At 68.3% G+C, this 17,202-nt stretch carries 15 protein-coding genes and 1 pseudogene; 5 read left to right on the top strand and 11 right to left on the bottom strand.

The window, feature by feature from the left end:
* Positions 1 to 16: 16 nt before the first annotated feature.
* Positions 17 to 104: pseudogene (locus AC07NF_RS04300) on the bottom strand (hypothetical protein); the annotation flags it as partial.
* Positions 105 to 324: 220 nt separating this feature from the next.
* Here AC07NF_RS04300 and cysD point away from each other — a divergent pair.
* On the top strand, positions 325 to 1,290 hold the full coding sequence (cysD, locus tag AC07NF_RS04295; protein WP_494628641.1) for a sulfate adenylyltransferase subunit CysD: 966 nt from the start codon (positions 325 to 327) through the stop codon (positions 1,288 to 1,290).
* Positions 1,290 to 3,197 carry a sulfate adenylyltransferase subunit CysN gene (cysN, locus tag AC07NF_RS04290; protein WP_494628642.1) on the top strand — a complete coding sequence of 636 codons (1,908 nt, stop codon included), beginning with the start codon at positions 1,290 to 1,292 and terminating at the stop codon, positions 3,195 to 3,197. The genes cysD and cysN overlap by 1 nt, the downstream gene beginning before the upstream one ends.
* Here cysN and AC07NF_RS04285 read toward each other — a convergent pair.
* The 5 genes from AC07NF_RS04285 to AC07NF_RS04265 all read right to left on the bottom strand — a co-directional run bounded on the left by AC07NF_RS04285 (position 3,185) and on the right by AC07NF_RS04265 (position 9,014).
* On the bottom strand, positions 3,185 to 4,384 hold the full coding sequence (locus AC07NF_RS04285) for an MFS transporter (RefSeq protein WP_494628643.1): 1,200 nt from the start codon (positions 4,382 to 4,384) through the stop codon (positions 3,185 to 3,187). The genes cysN and AC07NF_RS04285 overlap by 13 nt on opposite strands.
* Position 4,385: 1 nt before the next feature.
* A complete protein-coding gene (gene metG / locus AC07NF_RS04280) occupies positions 4,386 to 6,095 on the bottom strand; it encodes a methionine--tRNA ligase (protein ID WP_494628644.1) in 1,710 nt (569 codons plus the stop codon).
* Positions 6,096 to 6,310: 215 nt separating this feature from the next.
* Positions 6,311 to 7,843, bottom strand: coding sequence for an acyl-CoA carboxylase subunit beta (locus tag AC07NF_RS04275; RefSeq protein WP_494628645.1), 1,533 nt, complete (start codon positions 7,841 to 7,843; stop codon positions 6,311 to 6,313).
* A gap of 119 nt (positions 7,844 to 7,962) precedes the next feature.
* Positions 7,963 to 8,292, bottom strand: coding sequence for a YnfA family protein (locus AC07NF_RS04270; protein ID WP_494628646.1), 330 nt, complete (start codon positions 8,290 to 8,292; stop codon positions 7,963 to 7,965).
* Positions 8,292 to 9,014 (bottom strand): ATP12 family chaperone protein, encoded by a 723-nt coding sequence (locus AC07NF_RS04265; protein WP_494628647.1) that lies wholly within the window; start codon positions 9,012 to 9,014, stop codon positions 8,292 to 8,294. The genes AC07NF_RS04270 and AC07NF_RS04265 overlap by 1 nt, the downstream gene beginning before the upstream one ends.
* Positions 9,015 to 9,069: 55 nt before the next feature.
* Here AC07NF_RS04265 and AC07NF_RS04260 point away from each other — a divergent pair, with 55 nt between their 5' ends.
* Entirely contained in the window at positions 9,070 to 10,503 is a 1,434-nt protein-coding gene (locus tag AC07NF_RS04260) for a DUF1800 domain-containing protein (protein ID WP_494628648.1), read from the top strand.
* Positions 10,500 to 11,762, top strand: a complete 1,263-nt coding sequence (locus AC07NF_RS04255) for a DUF1501 domain-containing protein (RefSeq protein ID WP_494628649.1) — start codon at positions 10,500 to 10,502, stop codon at positions 11,760 to 11,762. The genes AC07NF_RS04260 and AC07NF_RS04255 overlap by 4 nt, the downstream gene beginning before the upstream one ends.
* Positions 11,763 to 11,764: 2 nt before the next feature.
* Here the strand turns inward: AC07NF_RS04255 and AC07NF_RS04250 are convergent, their stop codons facing one another.
* Positions 11,765 to 12,763 (bottom strand): RluA family pseudouridine synthase, encoded by a 999-nt coding sequence (locus tag AC07NF_RS04250; RefSeq protein WP_494628650.1) that lies wholly within the window; start codon positions 12,761 to 12,763, stop codon positions 11,765 to 11,767.
* Positions 12,760 to 13,143 (bottom strand): fluoride efflux transporter CrcB, encoded by a 384-nt coding sequence (gene crcB, locus AC07NF_RS04245; RefSeq protein ID WP_291875291.1) that lies wholly within the window; start codon positions 13,141 to 13,143, stop codon positions 12,760 to 12,762. Before crcB ends, AC07NF_RS04250 begins: the two co-directional genes overlap by 4 nt.
* A 163-nt stretch (positions 13,144 to 13,306) precedes the next feature.
* Between crcB and AC07NF_RS04240 the strand changes: the two genes are divergently transcribed.
* Positions 13,307 to 14,539, top strand: coding sequence for a hypothetical protein (locus tag AC07NF_RS04240; protein ID WP_492809581.1), 1,233 nt, complete (start codon positions 13,307 to 13,309; stop codon positions 14,537 to 14,539).
* A 2-nt stretch (positions 14,540 to 14,541) separates the two neighbouring features.
* Here the strand turns inward: AC07NF_RS04240 and AC07NF_RS04235 are convergent, their stop codons facing one another.
* Genes AC07NF_RS04235 through AC07NF_RS04225 form a run of 3 tightly spaced genes read right to left on the bottom strand, consistent with a single transcriptional unit; the run spans position 14,542 to position 17,178 of the window.
* Entirely contained in the window at positions 14,542 to 15,051 is a 510-nt protein-coding gene (locus tag AC07NF_RS04235; protein ID WP_494628651.1) for a CC0125/CC1285 family lipoprotein, read from the bottom strand.
* A gap of 13 nt (positions 15,052 to 15,064) precedes the next feature.
* On the bottom strand, positions 15,065 to 15,880 hold the full coding sequence (locus AC07NF_RS04230; protein WP_494628652.1) for an RluA family pseudouridine synthase: 816 nt from the start codon (positions 15,878 to 15,880) through the stop codon (positions 15,065 to 15,067).
* A complete protein-coding gene (locus AC07NF_RS04225) occupies positions 15,877 to 17,178 on the bottom strand; it encodes a replication-associated recombination protein A (RefSeq protein ID WP_494628653.1) in 1,302 nt (433 codons plus the stop codon). The genes AC07NF_RS04230 and AC07NF_RS04225 overlap by 4 nt, the downstream gene beginning before the upstream one ends.
* Positions 17,179 to 17,202 lie beyond the last annotated feature (24 nt).

Here is a 17,202-nt window from a genome sequence, read left to right as displayed (position 1 = left end):
CACGCCTGTTCGACCGCCATGCCGAACTGGCACAGCGCGAACGACGACAGCCAAACGATCGCCACGGCCAACATTTCGGTCAGGAAGCCCATTGCCCCACCTATCGAAACCGATAGCGCCGTTATGCGAGACTCGACGGGCGATCGCGAGTGAACTTTTGGTCATGAAAGCACAAGCTTACGAGGTGTGGCGCCAAGCCAACTGACAGCGCCCCCAGATTTCCGGCGGTTGTCCCCGGAGACGGTCGGGCCTAGGTCCCAGCCTACATTCGGCGCCCTGCTCGACGAGCGGGACCCGGACATTTTCCCTTTGCGGATCTTCGCCTTGGCCCTTACCCAATTCGCACCCGCCGCGTACCCGACGGAACCGATGACGACCCAAATCTCGCCGGCCCGTCTCACGCACCTCCAGCGCCTGGAGGCCGAGAGCATCCACATCCTGCGGGAAGTGGCGGCCGAGTGCGAACGTCCGGTCATGCTGTATTCGATCGGCAAGGACAGCGCGGTGATGCTGCACCTGGCCGCCAAGGCCTTCTATCCCAGCAAGCCGCCCTTCCCGCTGCTGCACGTCGACACGACCTGGAAGTTCAGGGACATGTACGCCCTGCGCGACAAGGTCGCGTCCGAACTCGGCTTCGACCTGATCGTCCACAAGAACCCCGACGCCGAGGCGCGCGGCATCAATCCGTTCGACCACGGCAGCGCCCTGCACACCGACCTCTGGAAGACCGAGGGCCTGAAGCAAGCACTCTCGAAGTACGGCTTCGACGCGGCCTTCGGCGGCGCCCGCCGCGACGAGGAGAAAAGCCGGGCCAAGGAGCGGGTCTTCTCATTCCGCTCGTCGGAGCATCGCTGGGACCCGAAGAACCAGCGTCCCGAGCTGTGGAACCTCTACAACACCCGCAAGCATCCGGGTGAGAGCCTGCGCGTCTTCCCGATCTCCAATTGGACCGAGCTGGACGTCTGGCAGTACATCCACCTGGAGAACATCCCGATCGTGCCGCTGTACTTCGCGGCCGAGCGGCCGGTGGTCGAGCGCGACGGCGCGCTGATCATGGTCGACGACGAGCGTTTCCGCCTGCGTCCGGGCGAGGTTCCGCAGACCAGGAGCGTGCGCTTCCGCACCCTGGGCTGCTATCCGCTGACGGGCGCGGTCGAGAGCGAGGCTTCCACCCTGCCCCAGGTCATCCAGGAGATGCTGCTGACCACGACATCGGAGCGCCAGGGCCGGGTCATCGACCACGACCAGTCCGCCTCGATGGAGAAGAAGAAGCAGGAAGGTTACTTCTGATGGCGCACCAGTCCGCCCTGATCGCCCAGGACATCGAAGCCTATCTGCACCAGCACCAGCACAAGTCGCTGCTGCGCTTCATCACCTGCGGCAGCGTCGACGACGGCAAATCCACCCTGATCGGTCGCCTGCTGTACGACAGCAAGATGATCTTCGAGGACCAGCTGGCGGCCCTGGAAGCCGACAGCAAGAAGGTCGGCACGCAAGGCGGCGCGATCGACTTCGCCCTGCTGGTCGACGGCCTGGCCGCCGAGCGCGAGCAAGGCATCACCATCGACGTCGCCTACCGGTTCTTCTCGACCGAGAAGCGCAAGTTCATCGTCGCCGACACCCCCGGCCACGAGCAGTACACGCGCAACATGGTCACCGGCGCCTCGACCGCCGACGCGGCCGTGATCCTGATCGACGCGCGCAAGGGCGTGCTGACCCAGACGCGCCGCCACAGCTATCTCGTCTCGCTGCTGGGCATCCGCCACGTGGTGCTGGCGGTGAATAAGATGGACCTGGTCGGCTGGGACCAGAGCGTCTTCGACGCCATCGTCGCCGACTACCGCGCCTTCGCCGACCAGATCGGCCTGAGCGTCTTCACGCCCATCCCGATCTCGGGCCTGGGCGGCGACAACATGGCCGCGCGCAGCGAGCACACGCCCTGGTTGGACGGCCCGATCCTGATGGACTGGCTGGAAGGCGTCGAGGTCGAGGACGACCTGCAGGCCAAGCCGTTCCGCATGCCGGTGCAGTGGGTCAATCGCCCCAACCTCGACTTCCGGGGCTTCTCGGGCCTGGTCGCCTCGGGGACCATCAAACCCGGCGACCGCATCCGCGCCCTGCCCTCGGGCCGCGAGAGCCGCGTGGCCCGCATCGTCACCCTGCCCGGTGACCTCGACCAGGCCGTCGCCGGCCAGTCGGTGACCCTGACCCTGGAAGACGAGATCGACATCTCGCGCGGCGACGTCATCGCCTCGGCCGATGCGCCCGCGCCGGTCGCCAACCAGTTCGAGGCCACGCTCGTCTGGATGGACGACGAGCCCCTGCCCCCGGGCCGCACCTATCTCTTGAAGCTGGGCGCGCGGACGGTCAGCGCCAGCGTCACCGACATCAAGCACCGCGTGAACGTCAACACGCTGGAGCACACGGCCGCCAAGCGGCTGGAGCTGAACGAGATCGGGGTCTGCAACCTCTCGCTCGACCAGGCCATCCCATTCGAGGCCTATGCCGACAACCGCCAGATGGGCGGCTTCATCCTGGTCGATCGCCTGTCCAACCGCACGGTTGGCGCTGGCATGCTGAACTTCGCCCTGCGCCGGGCCGACAACATCCACTGGCAGCACACCGACGTGACGAAGTCGTCGCGTTCGGCGCTGAAGAGCCAACGGGGTCAGGTCGTGTGGCTGACGGGCCTGTCGGGCGCGGGCAAGTCGACCATCGCCAACCTGGTCGAAAAGCGCCTGCACGCCCTGGGTCGCCACACCTATCTGCTGGACGGCGACAACGTCCGCCACGGCCTCAACAAGGACCTCGGTTTCACCGAGGAGGACCGCGTCGAGAACATCCGCCGCGTGGCCCAGGTCGCCAAGCTGATGGTCGACGCCGGCCTGATCGTGCTGACCGCCTTCATCTCGCCGTTCCGCGCCGAGCGCCAGCTGGCGCGCGACCTGCTGGACCAGGGCGAGTTCATCGAGGTCTTCGTCGACACGCCCCTGGCCGTGGCCGAGGCCCGCGACGTGAAGGGCCTCTACAAGAAGGCCCGCTCGGGTCAGCTGAGGAACTTCACGGGCGTCGACAGCCCGTACGAGGCGCCGGAAGCGCCGGAACTGCGGATCGACACCACCGCGATCGATCCGGTGGAAGCGGCCGAAAAGATCGTCGCCTGGCTGGAAGGCCAGGAGATCGACTACACGATCTGATGTCTGGAGCGGCGCGATAGCAGTATCGCGCCGCCGAGGCCCAACAGGGCCATGAAGGCGGTGGCCAGGTAGCCTTTCGCGCCCAGGGCGTCGAACAGCGGCCCTGACGCCAGGGTCGCGATGCCCAGCGTGAAACCCGAGGACAGCGCCGAATTGATCGCCTGGGCGGGTGACGCCGCCGCCGGCGGGGCCAGCTTCTCGATCAGGCGCAGCGAAGCCAGGAAGCTCGCCGCGAAGGTCATGGCGTGCAGCATCTGCAGCGGGAACAGCGCCCACAGCGGCGGCTCGAACGCGTAGCAGCTCCAGCGGATGACGGCGGCGCTCGCACCCAGGATCAGGAACCGTTCTGGACCCCAGCGACGGCGCAGCGGCTCCAGGAACCACATGAAGCCGACCTCGGCCGCGACGCCGACGCCCCACAGGATGCCGATCATCGGCTCGCTGATCCCCTGCTTGCGCCAGAGGATGGCCGAGAAGCCGTAGTAGAAGGCGTGCGCCCCCTGGATAAGACCCGCCGTGACCACAGCCAGCACGAAGGTGCGGTTGCTCAGCAGGTCGCTCAGCCCCTTCCAGCGTTCGGACCGGTCGGGCTTGGCGCCCTCGGCATGGACCCGCTCGGGCGGCACGGCCAGGGCCGCCGCCACCGCGCCGACGAAGCAGGCCGCCGCGATCCAGATGGCGATGATCGTCGGCGCGGCGAAGGTCAGGATCGCGCCCATCGCCAGGTTGGCGGCGATGAATGCCGACGAACCGGTGCCACGCGGGATGCCGTAGTTGAAGTTCTCCAGCCGCGCCCGGCGCAGGGTGATCACGTCGATCAGCGGCGAGACGGTCGACAGCAAGGTTTGGCCGATGAACCAGGCCAGGATGAACCACCACAGGTTCGGGGCGGCCAGCAGGCCCGCATAACCCAGCCCCGCCCCGACCAGCAGCAGGATCATCGGCGTGCGCCGCAGGGTGAAGCCGTCGGCCCACACCGCCAGCGAGGCGCCGGTGAAGGGTTTCAGCAGCAGCGGCACGGCCAGGATCAGGCCGATCTCACCGCCACTCATGCCGCGCGAGCGCAGATAGGTGCCGATATACGGCAGGCTGACGCCCGAGCTCAGATAGATCGCGGCGTAGAACAGGCAGAGGCGGACAAGGGTCGGGAGCCCCGGCTCCTTCGTCTTGTCCGCCTCCGGGAGCATGTTACTCGGCGCCGCCGAAGCGGGCCGTCCATTCGGCGATCTGCTCGTCCTCGATCTTCTTGAACAGGACGTCCGGCACCGTCACCTTCGAGCCGACCGCCAGCTTGTCCAGCTCGGCCTTGGCGTCGTTCGACGGCCATTGGGCCGGGAACTCCAGGCCGAAGGCGTCGCCGATCGTCTCGGCCGCGAACGGGATGAACGGGGCCGAGAGCTTGGCGTACAGGGCGACCAGGTTCAGGGCCGTGCGGACGATGACGGCGGCGCGATCACGATCGGTCTTGATCGCGGTCCACGGCGCCGCCTCCTGCAGATATTCGTTGCCGACCACCCACAGGGCCCGCAGCGCCTGGGCGCTCTTGCGGATCTCGATGGTGTCCATCTGTTCGGCCAGATCGGCCAGGCGCGCCGAGACGTCGGCGAACAGCTTCTCTTCCAGCGGCCCCGGTTCGCCGCCCCCGGGGACCACGCCCTCGAACTTGCTCTCGTTGAACTTCAGGATGCGGTTGACGAAGTTGCCCAGCACGTCGGCCAGGTCGCGGTTCACGGCGCTGGCGAACTGCTCCCAGGTGAAGGCCGTGTCGCTGCTCTCCGGCGAATTGGCCGTCAGGTACCAGCGCCACAGGTCGGGCGGCAGGATCTCCAGGGCCGCGTCCATGAACACGCCGCGCTTGGACGAGGTCGAGAACTTGCCGCCGTACCAGTTCAGCCAGTTGAAGGCCTTGAGCATGTCGACGCTCTTCCACGGCTCTTCCGAGCCTAGGATCGTCGCGGGGAAGCTGACGGTGTGGAACGCGACGTTGTCCTTGCCCATGAACTGGACGTATCGGACGTCTTCCGCGCCTTCGTCGGTGCGCCACCAACGCTTCCAGTCACGGTCGGGCGAGCCCTCGGCCCACTCCTGGGTCGCGGCGATATATTCGATCGGGGCGTCGAACCAGACGTAGAAGACCTTGTCCTCGAAGCCCGGGCGCGGCAGGCCGTCCTGGGCCACCGGGATGCCCCAGGCCAGGTCACGGGTGATGCCGCGATCGATCAGCCCCTCGTCCAGGTGCTTGTAGGCGATCGAGCGGGCCAGCTGCGGCCAGTCGCCGTGGCTGTCGACCCAGGCGCGGATCTTGTCCTGCATCTTGGTCTGCAGCAGGTACAGGTGGCGGGTGTCGCGCACCTCGATGTTCCGCGAGCCCGAGATCACCGAGTACGGGTCCTTCAGGTCGGTCGGGTCCAGCAGGTTGCCGCAGTTGTCGCACTGGTCGCCGCGCGCCTTCTCGAAACCGCAGTGTGGGCAGGTGCCTTCGACATAGCGGTCGGGCAGGAAGCGCTTGTCGTCGACCGAATAGACCATCTGGTCGACGCGTTCCTCGATCAGGCCGTGGTCTTCCAGGGCCTGGCAGAAGTGCTGGGTCAGGCGATGGTTTTGCGGCGAGGACGAGCGACCGAAATGGTCCCACGACAGGCCGAAGGCGCGACCCACATCGTGCTGGAGGATGTGCTGCTCGGCGCAGTAGGTGGCGACGTCCTGGTTGGCGGCGGCGGCCGCGAGTTCAGCCGGGGTGCCGTGCTCGTCGGTGGCGCAGATGTACAGCGTCTCGTGGCCCTGGGCCCGCTTGAACCGCGCATAGACGTCCGCCGGCAGCATCGACCCCGCCAGGTTGCCCAGGTGCTTGATGCCGTTGATGTACGGCAGAGCCGAGGTGATCAGGATGCGAGCCATGCGGGCGCGGCCTTTCGGGGAGTCACGGGAAGCGTAGAAGCGTCCGCATATAGAAGGGTCGGGCGGCGAGGGAAAGGTTTGGCGCAATACGCCTTCTCCTCCCCCGCTGGGGGAGGTGGCCCAGAGGGCCGGAGGGGGCAGCTCGGCCTATGCCGGCGATGCCCCCTCAGTCGCTCCGCGACAGCTCCCCCAGAGGGGGAGCAGAGTGCGTGAAGCTACAACGGAATGTTGTCGTGCTTCTTCCAGGGGTTGGACAGTTCCTTCCCCTTCAGGCTCTTCAGCCCGCGCACGATCCGCCGCCGCGTGCCGTGCGGCATGATCACGTCATCCACATAGCCGCGCTGCGCCGCCACGAACGGGTTGGCGAAGCGGTCCTTGTACTCGGCCTCGCGCACGGCCAGCACCTCGGGATCCTTGGCTTCCTGGCGGAAGATGATCTCCACCGCCCCCTTGGCGCCCATCACCGCGATCTCGGCGGTCGGCCAGGCGTAGTTGAGGTCGCCGCGCAGGTGCTTGGAGCTCATCACGTCATAGGCGCCGCCATAGGCCTTGCGGGTGATGACCGTGATCTTCGGCACCGTGGCTTCGGCATAGGCGAACAGCAGCTTGGCGCCGTGCTTGATCAGGCCGCCGTACTCCTGCTTTGTCCCCGGCATGAAGCCTGGGACGTCGACCAGGGTGATGATCGGGATGTTGAAGGCGTCGCAGAAGCGCACGAAGCGGGCGGCCTTGCGCGAGCTGTCGATGTCCAGCACCCCGGCCAGCACCTGCGGCTGGTTGGCGACAATGCCGACGCTCTCGCCGTCCATGCGGGCGAAGCCGCAGACGATGTTCTTGGCCCACTCGCTGCTGATCTCGAAGAAGTCGGCCTCGTCGACCATCTTCAGGATCAGCTCCTTGATGTCGTAGGGCTTGGTCGGATCGGCCGGCACCAAGGTGTCGAGGCTGGCCTCCTCGCGATAGGGCTCGTCGAAGCTCTCGCGCTCCGGGGCGGGCTCGCGGTTGGACGAAGGCAGGAAGTCGACCAGACGGCGCACCTGGGTCAGGGCTTCCAGGTCGTTCTCGAACGCGCCCTCGGCCACGCCGGACTTGGCGGCGTGGACGCGAGCCCCGCCCAGCTCCTCGGCGGTGACGACCTCATTGGTCACGGTCTTCACGACGTCGGGGCCGGTCACGAACATGTAGCTCGTGTCCTTGACCATGAAGATGAAGTCGGTGATCGCGGGCGAATAGACGTCGCCGCCGGCGCACGGGCCCATGATCACGCTGATCTGTGGGATGACGCCGCTCGCCAGGGTGTTCTCGAGGAAGATGTCGGCATAGCCGGCCAGGCTGTCGACGCCTTCCTGGATGCGCGCGCCGCCGGCGTCGAACAGGCCGATGATCGGCGCGCCGACCTTCATGGCCTGGCGCTGGACCTTGATGATCTTCTGGGCGTGAGCATTCGACAGGCTGCCGCCGAACACCGTGAAGTCCTTGGAGAAGACGTAGACGACCTTGCCGTTGATCGTGCCCCAGCCCGTGACAACGCCGTCGCCGGGGATCTTCTGGTTCTCCATGCCGAAGTCGGCGCAGCGGTGCTCGACGAACATGTCGAACTCCTCGAACGAGCCTTCGTCCAGCAGCAGGTCGATGCGCTCGCGGGCGGTCAGCTTGCCCTTGGCGTGCTGGGCGGCGACGCGCGCCTCGCCACCGCCGGCCTTGGCCTGTTCGCGACGACGGTCGAGTTCCTCGAGAATGTGCTGCACGCGCGTACTCCCCTGCCCGGATAGTTATGCTGGCGGTTCGCCCACCTTAGGCAGCCAGCCCTAGCGACGCCAGAAGGCGCAGGCAAGGCGGACCTTGCGGCAGCGCAGCAGAGGGCAGATTAGTTCGTGCGCGGTCCGAACAGGATGATCGCCGCCCCGACCAGGCACACCGCGCCGCCGATCAGGTCCCAGCGGTCGGGCCGGGCGTTCTCAACCAGACGCATCCAGGCGATCGAGGCGACGATGTAGATCCCGCCATAGGCCGCGTAGGCGCGGCCGGCGACGCTGGCGTCGATCCGCGTCAGCAGCAGGGCGAAGGCGATCAGCGACAGTGTCCCCGCCCCGGCCCACCACGGCGTCTTGCCCAGCCGCAGCCAGGCCCAGAAGGCGAAGCACCCGCCGATCTCACAAAGCGCCGCCAGGGCGTAGACGGCGCCGGTCTTGAACATCAGCGCAGCGCTGCGAACCAGCGGTCGATCATGTCGGCCTCGACAGCCAGGAACGCGGCGCGGGCGGCGGCCTCTTCGTCCTGGCCCCACTGCTCGGCCTGAAACACCTCTTCCAGCCGCGACAGATCCAGCGCCTTGCGGCCGGTCAGACGGCCGGCGCGCACGGCCAGGGCCAGCACGGTCGAGCCGAACAGGCCCGAGGCGAAGGCCACGCCCGCCAGGGCGAAGTCGTCCAGCGTCAGTGCCAAGGCCTCGACGGCAGCCAGGGTGGCCGGCGGCTGCGGTTGGTGGATGATCCCGGCCACCGGCGTGAAGACGAAACCGAACTCAGCCTTGGCCCAGTCCAGGATCGCGCCCCACTCGCGGTCCTGGCGCTCGACCAGCGGCGTCGGATGCTCGGCGCGGTAGCACAGGTGGTCGGAAGACGCGTAGGCGGTGATCTCGCGAGCCACCTCGGCGCGGGTCTCGGCGATGCGGTCGATAGCTGTGAAGGCTAGGCGCGTGGCCGGCATCAGGCTGTTGTCGATATATTCGACCTGAGCTTCCCATTCGGCGGCGATGGTGTCGGCCAGCAGTTTGGTCGGCGCGACCAGCGGCTTCCTGGCCGGCGACTTGGGCGTGCGGCCGTCCAGCTGAATCGCGAAGCCGCCCTCCACCGGGGCCGCGGCGGCGGCCTTGTAGAAGCGCTTGGGTTTCAGCAGCAGCTCGGACTTGTCGGACACAGGCGATCTCATTTTTCGGGCCGTTCGCGACGGAACGGCGAAACTCCCGCGTTGAATGAGCAAGATCGCGTGTCAGCGCAAGGGAGAGCGCCGCTTGAGCTTACCGTCCAAGGACATGATGGCCGCCATCGCCGTCACCCGCTTCGGCCTGGGCGCCCGCCCGGGCGAGATCGAGGCGGCCAAGTCCGATCCGCAGGGCTACCTCACCGCCCAGATCCGCCGCGAGGGCGCCGACATCCCGCAGGATGGCGGCGAAAGCGCCTCGGTCCGCTTCGAGCAGATGCGCGACTACCAGCAGCAGCGCCGCATGGAGCGCCAGCAGAAGGACGGCGAGGCCGACAAGACCGCCGCCAACGCCCAGACCTTCAAGGACGCCCAGCGGGACCTGCGCGAGAAGGTCGGCGCCGACTTCCTGGCCCGCGCGCGCCTGGGGGCCAGCACGCCGGCCAGCTTCCGCGAACGCTGGGCGCTGTTCTGGGCCAACCACTTCACAGTCTCGTCGACTAAGCAGATCACCTCGGTGCTGATCGGCCCGTTCGAGCGCGAGGCGATCAGGCCCTATGTGTTCAACAGCTTCGAGAACCTGCTGGTCGCCTCCTCGACCCATCCGGCCATGCTGACCTATCTGGACCAGGCCCAGTCGATTGGCCCGAATAGCCGCGCGGCCGGACGCCGGGGCGGCAAGGCCGGCCTGAACGAGAACCTGGCGCGCGAGATCCTGGAGCTGCACACGGTCGGCGTCGACGCCGGCTATAAGCAGGCCGACGTCACCGAGTTCGCCCGCGCCCTGACCGGCTTCTCGGTCGGCCGCGACATGGAAGACCGCGCCGGCCAGTTCGTGTTCCGTGACAACGCCCACGAGCCCGGCGCCCGCACGATCCTGGCCCGCCACTACGGCCAGGCCGACATCAAGCAGGGCCTGGCGGTGCTGAAGGACCTGTCCGCCGATCCGCGCACCGCCCGTCACGTCTGCGGCAAGATCGCCCGCCACTTCGTCTCGGACACGCCGCCCAAGTCGCTGACCGAGCGGCTGGAGAAGCGCTGGATGGACACCGGCGGCGACCTGGCCGCCGTCGCCAAGGCTTTGGTCGAGAGCCCCGAGGCCTGGGACCCGACGCCCGCCAAGTTCAAGACGCCCTACGAATACACCCTGTCGACCTGGCGGCTGATCGGCGCCGAGCCGTCGGCGATCGAGCGCCTGGCGCCGATCCTCACGGGGCTTGGCCAGAAGCCCTTCTCAGCCCCCTCCCCCAAGGGCTGGGCCGAGGACGCCCAGACCTGGGCCTCGCCCGACGGGCTGATCAAGCGGATGCAATGGGCGCAAGGCTTCGCCGCCGTCGTCGCCGACCGCACCGATCCCAACGCCCTGGCCGTCTCGGCCTTGGGCGAACGCCTCACGCCGCCCGTCGCCAAGGCCGTGTCGCGGGCCGAGACCCGCCGCGAAGCCTTCGCCCTTCTCGTGATGAGCCCGGAGTTCCAACGCCGATGACCGCTCACCTGAACCGCCGCGCCCTGTTGGGCCTTGGCATCTCCGTCAGCTTCCTGGGCTCACAGGCCTTCGCCGCCTCCGAGGGCGACCTGGCCAAGAAGAAGCTGGTCGTCGTCATCTGCCGGGGCGGCATGGACGGCCTGTCCGTCTCGCCGCCGGTGGGGGATGCGAACTACGCCGCCCTGCGCGGCTCGATCGCCCTCAAGTCCGACCAGGTGCTGAAGCTGGACGAGACCTTCGGCCTGCACCCTGCCCTGAAGACCGTCCACGCCTTGGCGCAAGCTGGCCAGGCCCGCATTGCGCCCGCCATCGCCAGCCCCGACCGCGCCCGCTCGCACTTCGAGGCCCAGGACGTGCTGGAGACCGGCGCCGCCCATGTCTACGGGACCGAGACCGGCTGGCTGAACCGCACGCTGGAGGCCCTGGCGCCCGTCCGCAAGGTCGAGGGGCTGTCGGTCGGGACCACCGCCCCGCTGATCCTGCGCGGCAAGGTCCAGGCGGCCAGCTGGTCGCCCGGCAAGGGCGTCGACGAGACCGCCCGCCTGCCCACCTTGCTGCAGGACCTCTATCGCAACGACCCGATGCTGGGCCCGGCCTTCGCGCGCGGGCTCGAGACCGAGACCATGGCCCAGCAGGCCATGACCGCCCTGGCCGCCACCCCGGCCATGAACGTCGCAGCCGCTTCGACGCCGAGCATGATGCAGCCCGCGTCCATGTCCCCGACCATGGCCAATGACCGCCAGAACCGCGCCGGCAGCGAGGCCGCGCGCAAGCTGGGCTCGACCCTGGGCGGCTTCATGACCCAGGCCGGCGGCCCGCAGATCGCCGCCATCTCGCTGGACGGCTTCGACACCCACGCCGGCCAGCTGGGCCAGATCGCCACGCGCCTGACCTACATGGACGCGGTGCTGGACGGCCTGCACACCGGGCTGGGGGCGGAGTGGAAGAACACGGTGGTCATCGCCGTCACCGAGTTCGGCCGCACCGCCCGCGTCAACGGCACCGGCGGCACCGACCACGGCACGGCCTCGACCGGCCTGATCCTGGGCGGTGCGTTGAAGAAAGGCGGTATCGTCGGCGACTGGCCTGGCCTGGCCCAGAACGCCCTGTTCGAGAACCGCGACACGGCTCCGACCCTCGACATGCGCGGCCTGTTCAAGGGCGTGCTGGCCGACCACATCGGCGTCGACCGCGCGGTCCTGGAGAGCAAGGTGTTCCCCGACAGCGCGGCCGTCAAACCGGTGACCGGTCTCGTCTAGGCCTATCGACGAATCTTGGCGCTGCGCCGGCCGAAGGGCTCGGCGTCCGCCTCGTCTTCCGAGAAGCCGAACTTGCGGAAGCCTTCCTTCATCTCGGGGCTCAGCGGAGCCTCGACATGCAGCATGCCGGCCGACGGGTGCGGCAGCATGATCGAGCGGGCGTGCAGCTGCAGCTTCAGCCCTTCCGACAGCGGGTCGGACTTCTCGTCGCCGTACTTGGGATCGCCCAGGATCGGGTGGCCCATGGCCTTCATGTGGGCGCGCAGCTGGTGCGTTCGGCCGGTATGCGGACGCAGCGCCATCCAGGTCACGCGCGGACCGGCGCGGCTGATGGTGACGAATTCCGTCTCGGCCGGCTGGGCGTCCGGATCCTTGGGTTGGGCGGGCACGACCAGCTCGCGGTCACCGACCCCGCGCTTGGCCAGGTGCAGCTCCATCACGCCCTCGGTCGGGTGCGGGTTGCCGGCAACGATGGCCCAGTAGGTCTTCTGCGCCTTGCGCTTGGCGAAGGCGCCCGACAGGCGCGCGGCGGCCGCCGGGGTCTTGCCCAGCAGCAGCACGCCCGAGGTGTCGCGGTCCAGGCGGTGGACCAGGCGCGGACGGTCGACGCCCTCACCCCAGGCGCTGAGCAGCTTGTCGACGTGCTTGGTAGTCTTGGTGCCGCCCTGCACGGCCAGGCCGGCGGGCTTGTTCAGGGCCAGGACTTCCTCGTCCTCGTACAGCACCAGCGACTTGGCGTAGGCGATGTCGCGGGCCGACAGCTTGTTCTTGTCGGTCGGATCGGGCGCGTCGGGCAGCGGCGGCACGCGGATCTGACTGCCGGCCGCCAGCTTGGTGTCGGCCTTGGCGCGCGAACCGTCCACCCGGACCTGGCCCGAGCGGAACAGCTTGTTCAGCTGGATGTGGTTCAGGTGCGGCCAGCGGCGCTTGAACCAGCGATCCAGGCGGACCCCGTCCTCGCCGGCGTCGACGTAAAGGGTGCGGACTTCTTTAGTGCTCATGCGAAAACCTTGCGGGCGACCAGAAGGCCCGCGAACAGGGCGGCGATCGAAAGCAGGACGCTCGCGGCCGTATAGGAGAAAGCCTGGCCATACGCGCGCTTCTGGATCATCAGCGCGGTTTCCAGGGAGAACGACGAGAACGTCGTGAAGCCGCCCAGCGCGCCCACGCCCAGCAGCACACGCCACTGTTCGCTCGACGAACTGCCACGATGGGCCAGCCACGAGGCCAGGCATCCCATCAGGAAGCCGCCCACGACATTGACGGTGAAGGTGCCATAGGGCCAGCCAGGTCCCATGACCCGCATGGCCCCGACGCCGACCAGATAGCGCGCGACCGAACCGACGGCTCCGCCAGCGGCCACCAGAAGCAGCTTGTTCATAAACGCCTTATGCGCCGAGCGGGCGTGAACGCCAAGCACCCACCGCAGTTCCCTTGTTTTTCCCCGATTTCTTTCAAGGTAAACGCGGTTGTAAACCCTCTTTCAAAACCCACGGTTAAGCGCGGGACCGCACTCTGCACGTGTCTTAAACAGCGCCAGACCCATGCCCTTCGACACCCCCCCTCCTTCAGACGCGACCGAACGCGTGGCCTTGCCGGGCCCGGTGCTTCAGCGCCTGACGGGCAATGACCTGGTGTCGCGCGGCTCCGTCAACGTCATCAGCATCAAGGCCATCCGCCAGTGGGCTGGCGAGTGGTGGAGCCAGAAGCGCGGCGACGTCTGGACGTATGTCGAGCTGAAGCTGAACGAGCACCTGGATCGCCAGGACATGCGCGCCCGCATCTCGGACAGCGAATTCCTGATCGCCATGAACCACGACCAGGGCCTGGCGGCCCAGGCGACCAGCGTCAAGATCCTCGAGGACGTGCTGACCCACCTGCTGGGCGCCGCCTCGCCGATGGACCTGGGCATCCGCTCGGTCATCGGCATCGAAGGCGGCGAAGCGGTCTGCAAGCCGATCGACGCCTCGGTCGTCCTGGCAGCCCGCGCTCGCCGCGACAGCGCCCGTTCGCCGGTCCGCGTCGCCGTGGACCCGGCCGATGAGTCCCGCCGCACCCCGGTGGCCTTCACCACCGCCGGCGGCGCGGCCCTGCGGGTCGACTTCACGCTGGAACACGTGGTCAGCCTGCGCCGCAACGTCACCACCGCCGTGCGCATCGAGCCGATGGTCACCCATCTGGCCAGCGGCCGGCAGGCCTCGGCCCGCGCCCTGACCAAGCTGTCGGACCGCGACGTCGCCTTCATCGACGAGTCGACGCTGAAATACGCGGCGGTCTTCGCCCGCTCGGCCCAAGGCCCCAATACGCCCGAACTGATCCTGCCGGCCTCGTTCCGCACGCTGGGCACCCAGCGCGGTCGCGACCTGCTGACCGGCACGGCCGGTCTGTCGCTGGCCCTGCTGCGCGGCGGCGTCCAGATCGAGCTGGTCGACGTCACCCGCGGCACGCCCGCCGGTCGTCTGTTGGAAGTGGTCGGCCTGCTGCGCGCCCTGACCCGTGGCGTCATCGCCCGCGTGCCGCCGGACAAGGAAGCCCTGCGCGTGCTACGCGACGCTCGCCTGGCCGGCCTGGCTTTGGACGGTTCGGACCTGTCGGGCGAAGCGGCCAAGATCGCCATGGACATCATGGCCTTCGGTCGAGACTCGCGCGGCCTGGCGCCGATGACCATCCTGCAGGGCCTGCCGCAGGAAGGCTATTTCGCCGCCGCCGACACAGCCGGCCTCACCCACGCCTCGCTGCGCGCCAACTATCCGCTGGCCAAGCAGGCCGCGGCTTAAACCTAAGTCCGCTGGCGGCCGTAGCCGACGTTCTTGACGACGTCACGCGCGTCATAGGCGTCGCGGTCTTTCGGGACCGCGCCCTTGCCGAACACCACCTCGATCGAGCGCGAGAAGGCCGGACCCGGGCCCAGGTCGAAGCTGGTGCCCAGGCCGATGCCGACGCTGGAACGGCGCCCGAAGCTGGCCGAACCGCCGCCGACCGACATCCGAGGCCCGCGATCATAGCCGCTGGACGTGGTCGAGCGGTCGGCGATCCGGAACCAGTCATAGCCATCACGCAGGGCCAGCTCGGCCGCGCGCAGCAGGGCGTAGTCGGCGATCTGGGCCTCCGGCGCGCCGGGGCCGCCCTGGAAGGTGACGCGGTAGCGACCGGCCTCCAGCCGATATTCGGAATAGCCGACGTCGTTCGGCGCGCCAGCCTGGGCGCGATAGACGGTCGGGACGCTGGCGCAGGCGGCCAACAGCAGGCCCGACAGAGCAGCGGCGATAAGCGGTTTTGCGATCTTCATGGCGTTTGCCTCTTCAGACCTGATCAACGGCCTCGGAACCTGGCTGTTCCGGGACTGACAGTTCGAGGGCGGCAAGCATGGCCGTGAAATCGGACGGAAGCGGGGCCGTGATCTTGCGCTCGCCCCCCAGCGGATGCGGGAAGGTCAGGCGCGCGGCGTGCAGCATCAGGCGCGGCACGGCCACGCCGCCCAGCATCAGCGCCCCGCCGTAGCGGCTATCCCCCGCCAACGGCCGGCCGATCGAGCCCATATGGACCCGCAGCTGGTGCATGCGGCCGGTGTCCGGCGACAGCTCGACCAGCGCGGCCACGCCGTTGCTGGCCAGGGTACGATAACGGCTGCGGGCGGTCTCGGCGTCCGGATGGTCGGGTTCGCAGACCCGCATATAGGCCTCGCGGCCGATCGACTCGCGGCGCAGCGGGCTGTCGATCATGCCGCCCTTGGGCTCGGGCGCGCCCGGCGCGACGATGGCCAGGTAGCTCTTGCGGAAGCGCTTGGCCATCATGGCCTCGCCCAGGAAGGCCGCGCCCGGCTTGGTCTTAGCCGTCAGGATCACGCCCGAGGTGTCGCGGTCCAGGCGGTGGATCAGACGCGGCCGCGCCTTGCCCGGCTTGGCGAACGCCCACAGCAGGTCGTCCAGCGTATGAGCCTTGATCCGGCCACCCTGGCTGGAGAGGCCCGAAGGCTTGTCCAGCACGATGATCGCCTCGTCCTCGTACAGCACCCACGACTTGGCCGCGTCGATCTCCTCTTGTGCCAGGGTGATGGGGCACTCGATGGCCTTGGGCTTGGCGACACCGGGCGGGCGGCGGAATTTCGGACTGCTCATTTGCCGTCCTTACGCACCTTGCCCCAGGCTTCCAAGCGCTCTCGTACCTTGGCCTCGGCCCCGACCGGCTTGGGTTCATAGAACCGCCTGCGTTCCATGCCGTCCGGGAAGTAGTTCTGGCCCGACACGCCGCCCTCGACATCGTGGTCGTAGGCATAGCCGTCGCCATAGCCCAGCGACTTCATCAGCTTGGTCGGAGCGTTGAGGATGTGCGACGGCGGCATCAGGCTGCCGGTCTCCTTGGCGGCGCGGCGGGCGGCCTTGTAGGCGTTGTAGACGGCGTTCGACTTGGGGGCGCTGGCCATGTGGACCACGGCCTGGGCCAGGGCCAGTTCGCCTTCGGGGCTGCCGAGGAAGTCGTAGGCGTCCTTGGCGGCCGTGGTCAGCAGCAGGCTCAGCGGATCGGCCGCGCCGATGTCCTCGGACGCCATCCGCACCAGGCGGCGGGCGATGAACAGCGGATCCTCGCCGCCCTCCAGCATCCGCGCCAGCCAGTACAGCGCCGCGTCGGGATCGCTGCCGCGCACCGACTTATGCAAGGCCGAGATGAGGTTGTAGTGCTCCTCGCGGTCCTTGTCGTAGGCCGGGCGGCGCTTTTGCAGGAACTGGCCCAGTTGGGTCGGGTTCAGCGGGCTGTCGGTGCCGATCGAGAACAGGGTCTCGGCCAGCGTCAGCAGGTAACGGCCATCGCCGTCGGCCATGGCCACCAGGCTCGAGCGGGCCTCGGCGTCGATCGGCAGCGGGCGGTTCTCGGCGACCTCGGCCCGTTGCAGCAGCTGGTCCAGCGAGTCTTCACCCAGGCGCTTGAGCACGAACACCTGGCAACGCGACAGCAGAGCGCCGTTCAGCTCGAACGAGGGGTTCTCGGTGGTGGCCCCGACCAGGGTGACGATCCCCTCCTCCACGAACGGCAGGAAACCGTCCTGCTGGGCGCGGTTGAAGCGGTGGATCTCGTCGACGAACAGCAGCGTGCTTTGACCCGCCGCCCGGCGGACGCGCGCCTGTTCGAAGGCCTTCTTCAGATCCGCGACGCCGGAGAACACCGCCGAGATCTGGTGAAACTCGTAGCCGCCGGCCTTGGCCAGCAGGCGGGCGATGGTGGTCTTGCCGGTGCCGGGCGGGCCCCACAGGATCATGGACGCCAGGCGATGGGCGGCGGCCATGCGGCCAATCGGGCCTTCAGGACCCAGCAAGTGCTGCTGGCCCACCACCTCGTCGAGGCTCTGGGGGCGCAACCGGTCGGCCAGCGGGGCCGGAGCGTGAGGCGTCAGGCCGGCGGCCTGGAAGAGATCGGACATGCCCTCTTCTAGCAGGCCCGCCCG

The sequence above is a fragment of the Caulobacter sp. GW821-FHT10A06 genome, from assembly GCF_059415805.1.
This window is presented reverse-complemented; position numbering and strand designations above follow the sequence as displayed.